This is a genomic window from Rhodococcus sp. RD6.2 (assembly GCF_001040705.1).
In the GTDB taxonomy this organism is placed as follows: domain Bacteria; phylum Actinomycetota; class Actinomycetes; order Mycobacteriales; family Mycobacteriaceae; genus Rhodococcus_G.
Genome location: NZ_CVQP01000009.1, coordinates 276,933 through 291,463, shown reverse-complemented (window position 1 = coordinate 291,463; position 14,531 = coordinate 276,933). Strand labels below are relative to the sequence as shown.

The 14,531-nt window shown below is 66.6% G+C and carries 17 protein-coding genes; 8 read left to right on the top strand and 9 right to left on the bottom strand.

Annotated elements, in window-relative coordinates:
- Positions 1–27: 27 nt before the first annotated feature.
- Entirely contained in the window at positions 28–2,439 is a 2,412-nt protein-coding gene (locus RHCRD62_RS20220) for an MMPL family transporter (RefSeq protein ID WP_253277405.1), read from the bottom strand.
- A gap of 400 nt (positions 2,440–2,839) precedes the next feature.
- Between RHCRD62_RS20220 and RHCRD62_RS20215 the strand changes: the two genes are divergently transcribed.
- The 3 genes from RHCRD62_RS20215 to RHCRD62_RS20205 all read left to right on the top strand — a co-directional run bounded on the left by RHCRD62_RS20215 (position 2,840) and on the right by RHCRD62_RS20205 (position 4,471).
- Positions 2,840–3,283, top strand: coding sequence for a hypothetical protein (locus RHCRD62_RS20215; RefSeq protein WP_216596650.1), 444 nt, complete (start codon positions 2,840–2,842; stop codon positions 3,281–3,283).
- A gap of 142 nt (positions 3,284–3,425) precedes the next feature.
- The gene (locus tag RHCRD62_RS20210) at positions 3,426–3,755 is read left to right on the top strand and encodes an ArsR/SmtB family transcription factor (RefSeq protein WP_050066524.1); all 330 of its coding nucleotides are present in this window, start codon (positions 3,426–3,428) and stop codon (positions 3,753–3,755) included.
- Complete coding sequence (locus RHCRD62_RS20205; protein WP_050066690.1) at positions 3,755–4,471, top strand: cation efflux transmembrane domain-containing protein; 717 nt, start codon at positions 3,755–3,757, stop codon at positions 4,469–4,471. The genes RHCRD62_RS20210 and RHCRD62_RS20205 overlap by 1 nt, the downstream gene beginning before the upstream one ends.
- A 24-nt stretch (positions 4,472–4,495) precedes the next feature.
- On the opposite strand, the gene RHCRD62_RS20200 is transcribed toward RHCRD62_RS20205, so the two are convergent.
- Both RHCRD62_RS20200 and RHCRD62_RS20195 read right to left on the bottom strand, forming a co-directional pair.
- The gene (locus RHCRD62_RS20200) at positions 4,496–5,128 is read right to left on the bottom strand and encodes a vitamin K epoxide reductase family protein (RefSeq protein WP_172671107.1); all 633 of its coding nucleotides are present in this window, start codon (positions 5,126–5,128) and stop codon (positions 4,496–4,498) included.
- Positions 5,112–5,759 carry a DsbA family protein gene (locus RHCRD62_RS20195; protein ID WP_050066522.1) on the bottom strand — a complete coding sequence of 216 codons (648 nt, stop codon included), beginning with the start codon at positions 5,757–5,759 and terminating at the stop codon, positions 5,112–5,114. The genes RHCRD62_RS20200 and RHCRD62_RS20195 overlap by 17 nt, the downstream gene beginning before the upstream one ends.
- A 280-nt stretch (positions 5,760–6,039) precedes the next feature.
- On the opposite strand from RHCRD62_RS20195, the gene RHCRD62_RS20190 reads away from it, so the two are divergent.
- The gene (locus RHCRD62_RS20190) at positions 6,040–6,573 is read left to right on the top strand and encodes a glutathione peroxidase (protein ID WP_050066521.1); all 534 of its coding nucleotides are present in this window, start codon (positions 6,040–6,042) and stop codon (positions 6,571–6,573) included.
- 98 nt (positions 6,574–6,671) lie between these two features.
- On the opposite strand, the gene RHCRD62_RS20185 is transcribed toward RHCRD62_RS20190, so the two are convergent.
- The 3 genes from RHCRD62_RS20185 to RHCRD62_RS20175 form a co-directional block, all read right to left on the bottom strand.
- Positions 6,672–7,895 carry a hypothetical protein gene (locus RHCRD62_RS20185; protein WP_253277404.1) on the bottom strand — a complete coding sequence of 408 codons (1,224 nt, stop codon included), beginning with the start codon at positions 7,893–7,895 and terminating at the stop codon, positions 6,672–6,674.
- Between the two features lie 197 nt (positions 7,896–8,092).
- Positions 8,093–8,911: a class I SAM-dependent methyltransferase gene (locus tag RHCRD62_RS20180; RefSeq protein WP_050066519.1), complete on the bottom strand. Its 819-nt coding sequence runs from the start codon at positions 8,909–8,911 to the stop codon at positions 8,093–8,095.
- Complete coding sequence (locus RHCRD62_RS20175; protein WP_050066518.1) at positions 8,904–10,019, bottom strand: phosphotransferase; 1,116 nt, start codon at positions 10,017–10,019, stop codon at positions 8,904–8,906. Before RHCRD62_RS20175 ends, RHCRD62_RS20180 begins: the two co-directional genes overlap by 8 nt.
- Positions 10,020–10,219: 200 nt before the next feature.
- On the opposite strand from RHCRD62_RS20175, the gene RHCRD62_RS26495 reads away from it, so the two are divergent.
- Genes RHCRD62_RS26495 through RHCRD62_RS20165 form a run of 3 tightly spaced genes read left to right on the top strand, consistent with a single transcriptional unit; the run spans position 10,220 to position 12,249 of the window.
- Positions 10,220–10,777, top strand: a complete 558-nt coding sequence (locus RHCRD62_RS26495; RefSeq protein WP_253277403.1) for an MFS transporter — start codon at positions 10,220–10,222, stop codon at positions 10,775–10,777.
- Between the two features lie 45 nt (positions 10,778–10,822).
- A complete protein-coding gene (locus RHCRD62_RS26490; protein ID WP_253277402.1) occupies positions 10,823–11,302 on the top strand; it encodes an MFS transporter in 480 nt (159 codons plus the stop codon).
- Positions 11,303–11,355: 53 nt separating this feature from the next.
- Positions 11,356–12,249 carry a DoxX family protein gene (locus tag RHCRD62_RS20165; RefSeq protein ID WP_050066517.1) on the top strand — a complete coding sequence of 298 codons (894 nt, stop codon included), beginning with the start codon at positions 11,356–11,358 and terminating at the stop codon, positions 12,247–12,249.
- A gap of 210 nt (positions 12,250–12,459) precedes the next feature.
- On the opposite strand, the gene RHCRD62_RS20160 is transcribed toward RHCRD62_RS20165, so the two are convergent.
- From RHCRD62_RS20160 to RHCRD62_RS25595, 3 genes are all read right to left on the bottom strand, one after another.
- On the bottom strand, positions 12,460–12,660 hold the full coding sequence (locus RHCRD62_RS20160; RefSeq protein WP_050066516.1) for a CsbD family protein: 201 nt from the start codon (positions 12,658–12,660) through the stop codon (positions 12,460–12,462).
- 51 nt (positions 12,661–12,711) lie between these two features.
- Entirely contained in the window at positions 12,712–12,981 is a 270-nt protein-coding gene (locus RHCRD62_RS20155; RefSeq protein ID WP_050066515.1) for a GlsB/YeaQ/YmgE family stress response membrane protein, read from the bottom strand.
- Between the two features lie 405 nt (positions 12,982–13,386).
- Complete coding sequence (locus RHCRD62_RS25595) at positions 13,387–13,611, bottom strand: WhiB family transcriptional regulator (RefSeq protein ID WP_249353142.1); 225 nt, start codon at positions 13,609–13,611, stop codon at positions 13,387–13,389.
- A gap of 530 nt (positions 13,612–14,141) precedes the next feature.
- Between RHCRD62_RS25595 and RHCRD62_RS20150 the strand changes: the two genes are divergently transcribed.
- Positions 14,142–14,507 carry an anti-sigma factor antagonist gene (locus tag RHCRD62_RS20150; protein ID WP_050066689.1) on the top strand — a complete coding sequence of 122 codons (366 nt, stop codon included), beginning with the start codon at positions 14,142–14,144 and terminating at the stop codon, positions 14,505–14,507.
- The last annotated feature ends 24 nt before the right edge of the window (positions 14,508–14,531 follow it).

Sequence of the window (14,531 nt, the reverse complement as noted above, 5' to 3'; positions counted from 1 at the left end):
TCATCACCCGACAGCGGGTCCTGGCGTCTAACGCGTTCGGTCGCGAAGCTGCCGGGCGAGGAGCTCGTGGACGGTCAGCGTGGGCTCGTCATCCGGCAGTCTCCGTTGCCGTCGCGTGGATCTGGGTTGGTCGCTCACGGCCCGGGCCCGCGCTCGGGTGTTCATGGTGTGGATCTGCTCGGTCGCCGGCTCCGGCAGGTCGACACCCGATGGCCCTCCCGCATCGGGATCGGTGCGCCGCGTCCACGACGCGATCGATCCGTCGGACGCCACGAGATCCGGGATGCTGTTCTGCATTCGTTCGTCGGCGAGGACCACCTCCCCGAGCCCCAGTCGTTGCTGAATACGCTTCATCCACGCCGGGGCCCACCAGCAGTCGTCGCCGAGCAGCTTCATCACCGCAGGCACCAGGAACATGCGGATCACGGTGGCGTCGAGGACGAGCGCGGCGATCATGCCGTAGGCGATGTACTTCATCATCACCAGTTCGGAGAACGCGAACGCACCCGTGACCACGATCAGGATCAACGCCGCCGCGGTGATGAGCCGGCCGGTGTGCGCGGTTCCGATCCGAACCGACTCGGTGGTGCCGGCGCCCTGTGCGCGCGCCTCGACCATGCGGGAGAGCAGGAACACCTCGTAGTCGGTGGACAGGCCGTAGATGATCGCCATGATCAACACCAGCACCGGCGCCATGATCGGGCCCGGTGAGAAGTTCATCGCGCTCGCGCCGTGACCGTCGATGAAGATCCACGTCACGATGCCCAATGTCGCGCCCAGACCCAGCGCGGTCATCAGCACCGCCTTGATCGGCAGCACCAGTGATCCGAACGCGAAGAACATCAGCAGCGTCGTCAGCAGCACCACCATCGCCACCATCAGCGGCAGGCTGCCGAGCAGCGCGGCGATCGAGTCGTACTCGATCGCGGGCGTGCCACCGACGAGCACCGTTGCTCCGTCTGGGACGTCCATCGCCCGCAGGAACTGGATCGTCGCGTCCGCGTCGTTGCGGTCGACGAGCCCGGCCTTGAAGACGGTCACGCCATCCTCGGTGGGGTTGTTGATGCTGAACTTCTCGACAAGGCCTGGCGCCTCGCTGGCCTGCCTGACGATCTTCGTCAGCTCCGCGCCCTGCGCCCCCTCGACGACCAACTTGATCGGCTCGGATCTGAAGCTGGGGAACAACTCGTCGAACTGTTCCTGGGCCAGCCGGGTCGGATTGTCGGGCGGCAGGTAGGTCTCGTTGATACCACCCAACTTGATGCCCGAGATCGGGATGGTCAGCAACAGCAGGCCGATGACGATCGGGACCGAGACCTGGAGCGGGTGCTTCATCACCCACTGCGTGAGCCGACCCCAGAAACCGTTCTCGATCTCGTCGGCGGTCTTGGTCCTGCGCATCGACTTCAGGCCCAGCGCATCCACCCTCCTGCCCAGGATTCCGAGGATCGCGGGCAGCACCGTGATCGAGATCAGCGCGGCCAGCACGACCGCGGTGATCGCCCCGTACGCCATAGATTTGAGGAAGCCCTGCGGGAAGATCAGCAACCCACCGAGGCTGGTGACGATCATGGTCGCGGAGAACACCACCGTCCGGCCGGCGGTCATCACGGTGCGGCGCACCGCGTCACCGGTGCCGTAGCCCTCGGCTATCTCCTCCCGGAACCGGCTGACCATGAACAGGCCGTAGTCGATCGCCAGGCCCAGACCGATGAGCGAGACCACCGACAGGACGAAAACGTTCACCTCGGTGAACTGCGTGAACAGCTTGACCATGCCACCGGCGGCGACGATGGTCAGGCCGCCGACGATCAGCGGGAGTGCGGCAGCGACGACGCCACCGAAGATGAAGAAGAGCAGCACACCGACCGCGGGGATCGCGAGGATCTCCATCCGGTGCAGATCGTTGGCCATGGTGTCGCTGATCGTTCCGGTCACCGGCTGCAGACCGGTGAGTTGGACGTCGACACCATCGATGGTGAACTCGTCGCGAACCGTCTTGAAGTTGGCCGCGATCTCGGTGTCGTTGGCGCCGGCGATCGCAACGCTGGCGATCGCGTGCTGCCTGGCCGGGTCGGCCATCGCCGCGACCTTCGTCGACCAGTAGCTGCCGTTGACCGCGAGGATCTCGTCCGGGTGCTTCGACCGGAGCTGTTCGAGGTTCCCGGTGATCTTCGCTGCGAAGGTCGGATCGTCGACCGTCGTCCCCTCGGGTGCGGTGTAGAGGAGCACCACGTCGGAGCGGGTGTCGCGCCCGAACGTGCCGTCGGCCAACAGCGAAGCCGCAACGGACTCCGATCCGGGGTCCACCAAACCGCTCTGACTCAGATGCTTGTCGACGCCGAGCCCGTACGCCCCCAGCGCGAGCATCGCTCCGACCATCACCGCGATGACGGTGAACCTCATTCGGTAGACGAGTCGCCCCAACGTTGCGAACACCTTCACCCCCTCGCGGTGCAGTTTCCCGGCCCACCGGCACAGAGTCCTGGTTAGCCCCAGGCAACCTCCGATGTCACTGCCCGATGAGCCTCGCTGCTGCGCGCCGTGCAGACACCGTACGTTCGGTCTGTCACCGTCGAGGGAAGCGAAACTCCTGCGGGCCGGTGCGATCCTCGTGAGGGCATCGCGAGAAGTCCGACGGGACGACCGAAAGCCCAGGTGAGACGCCCTCATCAGGGGGCGGGCGGCGCTCGTCTAAAAACCTTCTGAGAATGTGGGACAGGTTTCTTGCCACCCCACACTCCGAGTCGGAAGATCTGCGCGGCGGTGGCGCACTCGAAGAGCGGCGACTCTCCCGTCCACAGGGGCACGCATTCGCTCGCCGTGCACAATGGCGCAGGTGACCCCAGAGAAAGCGCAGGACCCGGAGTACGGCGACGGCGTCACCTCCCTCGTCGAGTACGTGAAGGACTACCGCGCCGGTGGCCACCGCATCGACACCGTCATCGAGTCGGTGTGTGCCGGATGCGGCGGACGGGTCTTCGAGATAGGCGTGGACGACGAGGTCGGTTGCGCCGAACGGCTCTGCGTGGCCTGCGACGACTCCGTCCTGATCGCCGACAGCGCGGATCACTGGTCCGAGGCCGAACCGGCACAGTGCGAATGCCCCTGTGGTGGTAGCGAGTTCGCCATCGCCGTCGGATTCGCCCCGGTCGCCGACGGGAGCGACGACGTGCGCTGGGTGAGCATCGGACTGCGGTGCGTGCGAGACGGGATGTCTGGCGTGTACGCGGACTGGAAGATCGACTACAGCCCGTCGGGCCACCTCCGAGACATGGCGTAGGCGGGGTCGCCCGGGGTGGTGCTCCATCCCGTGGCGCGGGACGGGAAGTTCGTCGTGAGTCCGCACCAGGGTGGTGACGTACCGATCAGCGCCAAATAATTCAGACTTCTCTGAATACAGATTATTCTGTAGTGTCTGAGGCATGGAGACGCTGATCCATCGCGACGCCCTTGCCCGATTCGGGTACGCCCTGTCCGACACGACCCGGACGCAGATCCTGTTGAGTCTGCGGTCCGGCCCGGGGTATCCGTCGGAGCTTGCGGATCAGATCGGTGTCTCGCGCCAGATTCTGTCCAATCACCTTGCGTGTCTGCGTGGTTGCGGTTTGGTCGTGGCTGTCCCGGAGGGGCGGCGCAGCCGCTACGAGTTGGCGGACCTGCGCATCGGCCGCGCTCTCGACGACCTGATCGGGCTGGTGCTCGCGGTGGATCCAGCCTGCTGCCCGGACGCCGCCGCCGACGGATGCTGTTGATGACCACTCCACTCGAAGTCCCCGAGATTCGACCGCGCGTGCCGGATCAGCGCCGGGCGGTGCTCGCGCGGCGGATCCGGTGGTTCGTCGCCGCGACCATTTCCTACAACGTGATCGAGGCCGTCATCGCGATCACCGAGGGTGCGCGCGTCTCCTCGACGGCGCTGGTCGGGTTCGGCCTGGACTCGGTCATCGAGGTGTCCTCCGCCGCCGCGGTTGCGTGGCAGTTCGCGGGGAAGGATCCCGAGGCGCGGGAGAAGGTCGCGCTGCGGATCATCGCGTTCTCGTTCTTCGCGCTCGCCGCGTACGTCGGCATCGAGTCCATCCGCTCCCTGGCGGGGGTCGGCGAGGCGGAGCACTCGCGCATCGGGATCGCCCTCGCCGCGGTGAGCCTGGTGATCATGCCGGTGCTCTCGTGGGCGCAACGCCGCGCCGGCCGCGAGCTCGGCTCCGCCTCGGCGGTTGCGGACTCCAAGCAGACCCTGCTGTGCACCTACCTGTCGGCGATTCTGCTTGCCGGACTGCTCGTCAACAGCGCGTTCGGGTGGTCGTGGGCCGACCCGATTGCTGCCCTTGCCATCGCCGCGGTCGCGGTGAAGGAGGGTGTCAACGCTCTGCGCGGCGAAACCTGTTGCCCCACGCCGACAGCGGCTGCCGATGACCGGTTCGCCGACGAGTGCTGCACCGATCGCCGGACCACCACACCCGGGCACTGACGAGATGATTCCGACCGACCTCGCTCACAACAGTGTGGTCCAGTACGAGTGGAAACGTACGAGCACCAGCGCTGCCACCGCCAGAAACCATGTCGTCACAGGGATCAGGTGATTTCCACCGGCGGTGAGCGCGCGCAGCACCGCTGGCCGAGCGGCGGAGTACCGGCACACGTTCCGCAAGGTCACGTACCAGAAGATCGGCATCGTCGCAGCCCATACGACCATGCAGTACGGGCACAGGGCTCCGATCCGATCCAGGCTCTGGAAGATCAGCCAGTGCACGAACACCGCTGCCGCACTCACCCCGATCTGAAGGCCGAGCCAATACCAGCGAGCGAATCGGGCACCGGCCAGCAACCCCGCGCCGGTCGCGGCGACCACGGAGAACCCCACGATGCCCAGAAGCGAGTTGGGGAACCCGAACACCGACGCCTGGTCGGTGGACATCACCGACCCACAGTTGAGGACCGGGTTGATGCTGCACGACGGAATGTAGTTCGAATCCGTTGCCAGCGAGAACTTCTCGACGGTCAGCACGAACGACGCGACCAACCCGACGAGCCCGCCGACGAGAAGCAGCCACGGCAGCGACCGCCCGAACGCCACGCCCTCCGTCACGTTCCCGGGCGAGGCCGCAGCGTCAGTCGAGGGCGGCATCGAACGCATCGGTCAGATCCTGATAGGTGGACGGTTCGAACCGCTGCCCGTCGAGGAAGAACGACGGCGTGCCCGTGACACCAAGGCCTTCGCCATCGGCAACGTCGGCGGCAACCCGAGCCGCGGTTGCCGGGTCCGCATACGCCGCGTCGAACGCCGCCATGTCCAGGCCCAGGTCGACGGCGTAGCCGCGGAACACGTCGTCCATGGGCACCTGCTGCTCACCCCACTCGGGCTGGGTGTCGTACATCCGCTGATACATCTGCTCGAACCTGCCCTGCTGCGCGGCCGCTTCGACTGCGCGCGCGGCGCGTTCGGAATTGAAGTGACCGGGCAGCGGGAAGTAGCGGACCACGAAGCTGATCCTGTCGCCGTACTCGGCCCGCAATTCTTCGATCGCCGGATACACCGCCCGACACGCCTCGCACTCGAAGTCGAGGAACTCCACGAACACCGGACTGCCGTCGGGCGCCGACGAGATGCGATGACTGTCCGCCCTCACCGCGACGGCGGTGCCACCGGCGGCGGAAGCATCGGAGTCACCTCCGGTGCGAGTGACGACGAGGATCGCGCCGACCGCGATGACGAAGGCGGCCACCAGGGCCGCCGAGATCTTGACTCCCCGGCTCATACGGTCGCCCCCGGGGCGACACGGTCGATACCGGGCAAATCGGACGAGGGTGTCATGGCGTCACGCTAACCATCGCCGATGAGAATTTGCTGAGCGGCAGGGTGCCCGAATCCGCCGCCCGATTCATCCGACGACGACCGGAAACAGGCTCGTCATGATGTGGGCTACGAGTCGGACAGGCGCAACGCCACGTGGCTCAGGCAGTTCCGTAGGGTTCTGGAAATGCCCGACGCGTCGGACAGCCCCACTGCCCCATCCGCACTACCGAGAGGAAGAGTTCATGAGCGTCCACAACTTCACCGTCGCGACTGCTGACGGCACCACCGAGGACCTGAGCGGCTACGCCGGCAAGTACCTGCTCGTCGTCAACGTGGCCAGCAAGTGCGGCCTGACCCCCCAGTACGAGGGCCTCGAGGAGTTGAACCGCAAGTCCGATGATCTCGGCCTGCAGATCATCGGGTTCCCGTGCAACCAGTTCGCGGGCCAGGAGCCCGGCACCGACGCCGAGATCCAGGACTTCTGCCGCGTCAACTACGACGTCACCTTCCCCGTGTACGGCAAGATCGACGTCAACGGCGACGATGCGCACCCGCTGTACCAGCACCTGCGTGCCGAGGCGCCGGGCGATTTCGGTCCCGACAACGGCTTCCTGTTCGAGCACGTCAGCAAGACGATGCCCGAGTCGATCGGTACGGACGCGGTCAAGTGGAACTTCACCAAGTTCCTCGTCGACCCCGAGGGCAACGTCGTACGGCGCTTCGAGCCGACCGTCCTGCCCTCGGAGATCGAGACGGCGCTCGCCGACCTGGTCTAGGCAGCACAGCCCGGAGCAGTTCCGAAGCCAGCCCGCCCCCGGAGACCGGCCCACACAGGTTCCCCCGGGGGCGGTCCTGTCGAGGGCGACGCACGGACTCACCGAGCCGGCGCCGGGACCAGCTCCCACGTGCTCGTCAGGTCGTGCAGCAGGTCCGGCAGCCGGGGCACCAGTCGCCCGCCCGCCATCTGATCGGCGAACGGGATGCGCAGCAGGGCTGCCGCCTTGTCGGGGTTCTCCTCGACCATCCGCGTGTAGCTGGGCGCAAGGTCCTCGGAGATGTACCGCCAGCGCGGCTGACGATCCGCCCAGTTGAAGTCGGGCAGAGGCGCATGCAGCCGCGGCGACACGACCGGGTCGCCGAGCGGCTCGTCGATGGGCGCGTAGACGCCGGGTGCCCTCGTTCCGGGGACTGCGGGCTTGCCCGCGACCGTGGTCAGGTAGGTCATGACCCGGCCCATCACGCCGCGACCGCCCGAGGTCGCGTCCCACTGATCGGCGATGATCTGATTCTGCTCACGAGAAGCCATGCGCACCAGAGCATCCGCATTCCCCTGACGTGTACCGTCGAAGATCGACTGCCAGGCGCGGGCGATGTTGTCGTCGAGCAGTCCGGCGCGTGCGAACTCGTCGATACCCTCCCGACCCAGGGCGCTGTATGCCTCGTGCATGGGCACCATGTCCATGAAGATGTGCTTCTGCATGACCAACAGCCGCCCGATGTACCAGTCGAGGTCCGCGGAGGTGACCCGGGGACCTTCGGTCGCCAACAGACGCAGATCTTCAGGGAACCGACCGACCACCTCCGGCGGCACACCGCGGATCAGATCTGCGGCCGCCGATCCGAGCTGATGCACACCCGGCACGCTGAAGATCGCACTGGCGTCACCGAGGTCGTAGAAACCGGCGGCGAACGACACCCCCGCGAGCCCGGCCATGCCGGACCAGTAGAGCTCCGGATGCTTGTTGGTCAGCCGCAGGTAGTTGACGTACACGTCGTTGACGGTCTCGAGGTTGGCCGCCAGCCCACGCGGCGGATCCCACGCAGCGAGGTCGATGTGTGCGTTCTCCGCACCCACCACCAGCCAATACTGCCGCAGCAGGCTCGCGTAGCGGCGCAGCTCGACACCCGAAGCCCTGGCTGCGCCGAGCGCCGACTCGAGGGTGGCGCGGTCGAGGGGCAACGCCGGATCGACGCCGCCCGCAGCCGTCCCGTCCCGATTCGCTTCCGCGACGTCCAGATACGCACTCAGGTCCGGACCGGCCGTCGCCGTCGTCGGCACCGCGAACGCGCACACGGCACAGATCACAAGGCACAGCATGGTTCGAATCCTGTTGCGCCGGAATCCACCGACGTGACCGACCACCACCATCAGTCCCCCTACATCCCGACAACTGGTGGAGCAGGGCGGTACGACGTTCAGCCGAAACCCGGCAGTGCCCGAGCTACCACGAATATGACAACATGTGTTGTCAGTTTGTACTCGCACCAGGGCATCACGTCAATAGCGACAAGCCGCTAGGGCGAAAACCTCTTGCGTGCCACCGTTTCGCATCGCGCCCGGCAATAGAAGGCATCCTCGGCCGCACCCCACGCCACGATCGCGTCCCGCATCCGTTGCAGTTCCTCGGGATCCGTCCAGCCGGATTCCACCAGGGGATCGCACATGTGCGGCTGCTGCAGAAGCTCCGCGATGAACTCTGCGAGCCCCCGCGTCTGCGCCCCCCGCGTGTAGTTGTCGTACGACGCCGAGAAATGCAGGGGTTCACAACCTGCCCGGCGTACAAGCCCGAGCTGTCTGCGCCCGAAGAAGGGATCCGTACCGTTCAACCGCCAGGCTTCGACAACTGCCGAGCAGCCTCGTTGCACGAGCTCGTCGGCCGGTCCGACGAGCGATCCACTCTCGTCGGCGTCCCGGATCCCCAGCAGGCCTCCCTCGACCAGGACCCTGCACATCTCGGTCAGCGCGGCACTGGGGTCGGCCAGATGGTAGAGCACGCCGTGGGCGAACACCACATCGAAGGAGCCGTCCTCGAACTCCAGGTTCGTGACGTCGCCTTCGCGGAAGTCGATCGTCGCAATGCCTTTCTGCAGGGCCAGCTTTCGGCCGATGTCGAACTGGTGACCGGAGATGTCGATTCCGACGACGCGGCCCGGCGAGACGCATCCGGCCAAGCCGACGGTGATCGTCCCGGGACCGCACCCGCAGTCGAGGACCGACATCCCGGACCGCAGGTACGGCACCACGAACTGCGCCTCGTGTCCCACTCCACGCAAGCCGAAGGCGTCAACCAGCTGATCACCGTGCCCCAGAGTGTAATTCGGTTCGTCAGGCATCGAGGAAGTCTCCGCTCGACAGCCACGTCACCAAGTCGTGGTCGACCGTCGCGGCCTGCCCGCGCCGGAGCATCTCCACCGTCCACGAGGGATCACGCTGGCCCAACGTGTCGAGCACGACCACACCGAGCAGCGCCACCACCGTGGAATTGGCCATTCCGAGGCGATAGTCCCTGAGACAATGGGCCGGACCGTAATCGGTGATGCCGCGGCCGGCAAGTGTGTCGACGTAGGTGTGAAGAAGTTCGGCCTCGTACTCCCGCCGCGACTCCACCGACAGGCTGGACAGGGCGAATACGGCGAGGTCCATTCCTCCGCGGGCGCGGACGATGTTCTCCCAGTCGATGACGGCGATCTCACCACTATCCGACATCCGAAAGATGTTGTCGGCCCTGAAGTCCGAATGCACGATGGTCGTCGACGGGATCGCGAGCGCCCCCTTGACCTCGGTCAGGCGATCGCCGAGTGCGTCGAGGAGTCCTGACTGCGGCCCACCGTTCACGAGCAATTCGGGTGCGTGGACACGAATCCGTTCGTCGAACACCGCCCGCCAGGGACCGGCCACCGCCGCCCGCGTCTTCTCGGCGCCCAGTCGAACGTCGGGTATCCACTCGACGGCGTCGGTGTTCGCCCACCAGTCGGCGTGGAACCGGGCGAGTGCGGCCACCGCGGACACGGCATCGTCGTGGGAGCAGTCGCTGCGCAGCGACCCGAGGCACCGCTGCGCCCCGAGGTCCTCGAGGAGCAGCACCGATGCGCCGGTGTCCGCGTCCACCTCACCGAAGTACAACTCCGGAACCCGCACCCCGGACGCCGGTGCGATCGTCCGGTAGAACGCCAGCTCCCGTGCGGCGTATCCGAGCCGGTGGAACAGCGCGCGGCGTCCGGCATCGGCGTTGGGGAGTTTCGCGATCACGGTCGCGGGAAGGTCCGGACCACCGCGCAACGCCAGACGGACAACCTGACCGGTGAAGCCCGCACTGCTCCCCAACGGTTCGACGGACACATCCGACACCGAACCGCGCCCCAGGGCCGACGACAACCACTCGGTCGTCATGTCGTCGGCGCACCGAGGAAGGCCGGAGAGCTCCCGGTTTCCGGTGCTCATTGGTTCAGAATAGGACGAGGAGTCCGATCATGTCGACGTGTCGCCGCCGAGGAGGGTCATGGGGTCATGATCGAGTCGTCGACGAATCAGCAACGGGCCCTTATCGCCATGGTCCAGGTACTCGGGCTCAGTGTCTGGTTCTCCGCCACCACCGTCGTGCCGAGCTGCGGACCGAGTGGGGTATCGAGCCGACGACGGCGGTGTGGCTCACCGCGTCCGTCCAGATCGGGTTCGTCGTCGGCGCAGTCACGTCCACCGCGCTCAACCTCGCCGACCGATTCCCACCCCAGTACCTGCTCGCGGCAAGCGCGTTCGGTGCCGCGTCCTGCACGGCGGCGCTCGCCGCGGTCGCCGGCGGACTCGCTGCGGCGATCCCGCTGCGGTTCCTCACCGGAGTTCTGCTCGCCGGGGTCTATCCCGTGGGGATGAAGCTGATGGCGTCGTGGTCTCCGTCGTCGGACCGCGGTCGCGCGTTCGGGGTGCTCATCGGGGCCCTCACCCTCGGGTCCGCTCTGCCACACCTGATCAGTGGGCTCGGCCCGCTTCCGTGGCGGGCGGTGATGGCGACCGCCGCCATCCTCGGGCTCGCGGGCGCGCTCGTGGCTGCCCTGGTCCTCGTCCCGGGCCCGCACCTCGACACCCGTCCCGTCACCCCGCATCCCCGCTATGCGATTGCGATGTTTCGTGATCGCGGACCTCGTTTGGCGAATATCGGCTACTTCGGCCACATGTGGGAGCTCTACGCCCTGTGGACCTGACTGTCCGCGTTCATCGTCGCCGGCCGCGAGCAGCGCGGAAGCACGGTGACCGCCGCAACCAGCATCATCACCTTCACGTCGATCGGGCTCGCCGGGTTCGTCGGGTGCCTGCTCGGCGGCTGGGCGGCCGACAGGCTCGGACGTCCCCCGGCCGCTGCGGCGGCGCTCGTCGTCAGCGGTCTGTGCTGCCTGCTGTCCCCACTGATGTTCACAGCTCCGCTCGGTGTTCTCCTGCCGTTTCTCCTCGTCTGGGGTGCGGCGGTCATCGCAGATTCCGGAGTCTTCTCCACTGTCCTGTCGGAGACCGCCGACCGGCGCTATGTCGGCACCGCACTCACCGCGCAGACGGCCATCGGCTTCCTGCTGACCGTCGTGACCATCCAGCTCGTTCCTCTCGCAGCGGGTCACATCGGCTGGCAGTACGCCTTCCTCCTCCTCGCCCCCGGCCCCGTGGTCGGCGCCGCCGCCATGACCGTTCTCCATGTCAGCGGTACCGTGACACGCCCGCAACGTTTCGCCGGGTGACCGCGGGGGTATGCGTCGATACGGTGAGAGGAACCGAACTCGGGAGGCCGCAGATGATCGTCCGTCGTATCGCCCGCCCCATGCTCGCCACCGTCTTCATCGCCGGTGGCATCGACTCTCTGCGGAACCCGGGCGCCAAGGCGCCCGCCGCCGAGCAGGCAGCCGACAAGCTGCCCGCGTCAGTTGCGGAGAAGGTTCCCACGAATCCGGAGACGCTGGTCAAGATCAATGCCGCGGTACAGGTCGGCGCCGGCGCACTGCTGGCGGTGGGCAAGGCACCACGGCTGGCATCGTTGGTACTCGCCGGCAGCCTCGTTCCGACCACCGCCGTCGGCCACGCATTCTGGAATATCGAGGACCCTGCGCAGCGCTCTGCGCAGCGAATCCAGTTCTTCAAGAATCTGTCACTTCTCGGTGGCCTGTTGATCGCCGCCGTTGACACCGAGGGCAAGCCGTCGCTCGGCTGGCGGGGCCGCCGTGCCGTCCGACACGCACAGGACCACGTGGCGGATGCCCTCGGGAACGACTCCGGGCACCCTGCTCTCGCCGCTGCGTCCGATCGCGCCCACGTGGCGGTCGAACACGCCGGCGAGCTGGGTGGCGAAGCCCTCGAGGTTGCTCGGGAGCGCAGCGGCGACGCCCTCGAAGTCGCTCGCGAACGCGGAGGCGAGTGGGCCGCCCTTGTTCGCGAGCACGGCACAGAGCTCGCCGAACAAGCACGTGCTCGCGGACTCGAACTCGGCGAACTGGCCCGCGAACGCGGCGCCGAATGGGCAGAGGTCGCGCAAGACCGGGGTGGTGAATGGGCGGAGATCGCACGCGATCGCGGAAGCGAATTGGCCTCGGCCGCAAACGAACAGGCCGAGATTCTGGGGCGCCGCGCGCGACGGAAGGCAAAGCGGGCACTCGCCACCGCCCGGGAGCGCGCTGCCGACCTGCAGCACTGACGCACCGTTCCAACGCACTGGGCTCGCCCGGGCAGACCGGGCGGGCCCTTTCGTCGTGACACCATTGCTCCCAGCGACCCGCCGTGCTCGGCCCCTCGCCGGATTCCCTACGGCATCGTCGCTTCTCGCCGGCTTTGCGCGCTGAACACCAAAGGTCCGCGGGGGTTCGTCTTACGACGAACCCCCGCGGACCGTGTACGTGACGGCCTGTCAGTCGTCACCGGTGAGCTTCTCGGCAACCTCGTTGGCCTTGTCCTTGACCTTCTCGACGCCCTTCTTGGCCGCCGACGACGCCTGGTCTGCCTTGCCTTCGTTCTTCAGGTCGTCATCGTCGGTGGCGGACCCTACCGCCTCCTTCGCGCGTCCCTTGAGTTCTTCCGCCTTGTTGCTGAACTTGTCACCGACACTCATGGCAATTCTCCTGTCGTGATTGATGATTCGTCTGCATCCCCGCGAAAGGGGTCAAGCCCTCGAACGCCCGGTTACGAGCTTGACGAGGAAGAGCAGGATGCACGCACCCGCCAGGCAGGTGACGAAACTGAAGATCCAGCCACCGCCGTCCACATCGGCACCGAAGAGTCCGAAGACCCAGCCACCGATCAGGCCACCGATGATTCCGACGACAATGTTGAGGATGATGCCCTGCTGTGCGTCCGTTCCCATCAGCTTGGAACCGATCCATCCGGCAAGGCCGCCGATGACGATCCATCCGATGATGCTCATTGACAACACTGTGACGTCTCCTTCTGTAATACCGGTTCACGAGACCGGCCGGTAGTGTGGCCGCGCGACCGCGGCCGCGTGAATGTGGCTTTCGCGCAACTCGACTACGAGTGCACGGACGCCGAACCGTCAGGGAGTACCGAGCGCCTCACGGGCCATACGGATTCGCATCCTCTCGGCCTCTGCTGCAAGGACACCGACTGCCACCACTGCCTGTCCCGAGGCGGGTCCGCGGTCAAGACTCGTCTCGCGGGTAAGTTCGCTGTTCGTCGACAGATCGGTCATCACTGCCACCTTTCGGATCAATGCGTGAGGCTCCGTGCTCGGCGCCGCTGCGGTTGACGGACTGATACCCCGGATCTCGACGGGTCATACCTCGGGCAGCAGACCGATCCTGAACTGCTCGGACACAATTCACGCGGAGACGGCAGTCACGGCACGACGCTCCGACTCCGCGAGCCCTCCCCAGACGCCATAGGGCTCGCCCACTGCCAGGGCCTGTTCCAGGCATGCCCGGCGAACGGGGCACCGTCCGCACACGGCTTTGGCCTTCGACTCCCGGAGCCGGCGCGCCCGCAACCCCTCGCCCGTGGGCGGAAAGAAGACCGCCGAATCCGTCGACCGGCACGCGGCCCGCATCTGCCATTCCCAGTCGCTGCCCAGCGGGCGCAGTCGATCGATTCGCGGTTGAGTGATTCGGTTCCTGCTCGCAGACTGCTTCGCCATGGTCGACCTCCCAGTGGATTCGAATTTCCCGGACCTCGCGGCTGAACGTGGTGACTACTTCTAGGGCACCCGGTCAGAGCATGTCAACCAGGGAAAACACGTTTAATCCCTGTACAGAGCGGGTAGGCGGCCGCCCCACCGATCTCGCTGGAATCGGGTGGGTATGGAATCTCGGCGCACGGGGTACCAAGCGGTTGTCGGTATCAGTCGGTGGTCCTCACGGTCACCACGAAGGAGTGTTGAAGCATGCAGTCGAAGACAGCGCGGACATCCTTGTCCGCCGCTCGGATGTCTGTCGTGAAAGGCATGTACGCGGTGTACGGGGTCTCGTACTTTCGGGACAGGACCCGGACCGGGGGCAAGATCATGACGGCACGAACGCGGGCGGTGACCCCATGCGTGCAGTGAACTCCGAGCAGCCGGCCGACGGTAGGGTTCAACAGATGGACCTTCCCGAGCTCGCGCCCGTGTCAAGCCTCGAGCTGGCGGTCGACGTCATCGAAGGCGTCGTGGTCCTGCGTGCCAGCGGCGACATCGACGTCGTGACCGCGCCTGACTTCGAGCAGAAGCTGTCCGAGCTGGTCGGAACGCGCGGAGCGTCCGCGCTGATTGCCGACCTGCTCGGGGTGAAGTTCCTGTCCTCGGCGGGCCTCGCGGTGCTGATGCGCACCGCCGACAGCGCAGAAGGCAGAACCCGATTCCTGGTCGTCGCCGACGGCCCCAACACGTCGCGGCCGATGGAAATCGTGGGAATGACCGACACCGTCGAGGTCTTCCCCACCGTCGAAGCGGCCCTCGCGACGGTGTGACGCCAATGGAACAGGCGGGTTCGC

Coding starts and splice junctions, on each gene's coding strand:
- RHCRD62_RS20210 (WP_050066524.1), top strand. CDS start 3,426: ATGGAGACGCTGATCCATCGCGACGCCCTTGCCCGATTCGGGTACGCC.
- RHCRD62_RS20200 (WP_172671107.1), bottom strand. CDS start 5,128: ATGCCGCCCTCGACTGACGCTGCGGCCTCGCCCGGGAACGTGACGGAG.
- RHCRD62_RS20175 (WP_050066518.1), bottom strand. CDS start 10,019: ATGAGCACCGGAAACCGGGAGCTCTCCGGCCTTCCTCGGTGCGCCGAC.
- RHCRD62_RS20185 (WP_253277404.1), bottom strand. CDS start 7,895: ATGCTGTGCCTTGTGATCTGTGCCGTGTGCGCGTTCGCGGTGCCGACG.
- RHCRD62_RS20190 (WP_050066521.1), top strand. CDS start 6,040: ATGAGCGTCCACAACTTCACCGTCGCGACTGCTGACGGCACCACCGAG.
- RHCRD62_RS25595 (WP_249353142.1), bottom strand. CDS start 13,611: ATGCGGGCCGCGTGCCGGTCGACGGATTCGGCGGTCTTCTTTCCGCCC.
- RHCRD62_RS20150 (WP_050066689.1), top strand. CDS start 14,142: ATGGACCTTCCCGAGCTCGCGCCCGTGTCAAGCCTCGAGCTGGCGGTC.
- RHCRD62_RS20160 (WP_050066516.1), bottom strand. CDS start 12,660: ATGAGTGTCGGTGACAAGTTCAGCAACAAGGCGGAAGAACTCAAGGGA.
- RHCRD62_RS20165 (WP_050066517.1), top strand. CDS start 11,356: ATGATCGTCCGTCGTATCGCCCGCCCCATGCTCGCCACCGTCTTCATC.
- RHCRD62_RS20195 (WP_050066522.1), bottom strand. CDS start 5,759: ATGAGCCGGGGAGTCAAGATCTCGGCGGCCCTGGTGGCCGCCTTCGTC.
- RHCRD62_RS20205 (WP_050066690.1), top strand. CDS start 3,755: ATGACCACTCCACTCGAAGTCCCCGAGATTCGACCGCGCGTGCCGGAT.
- RHCRD62_RS20180 (WP_050066519.1), bottom strand. CDS start 8,911: ATGCCTGACGAACCGAATTACACTCTGGGGCACGGTGATCAGCTGGTT.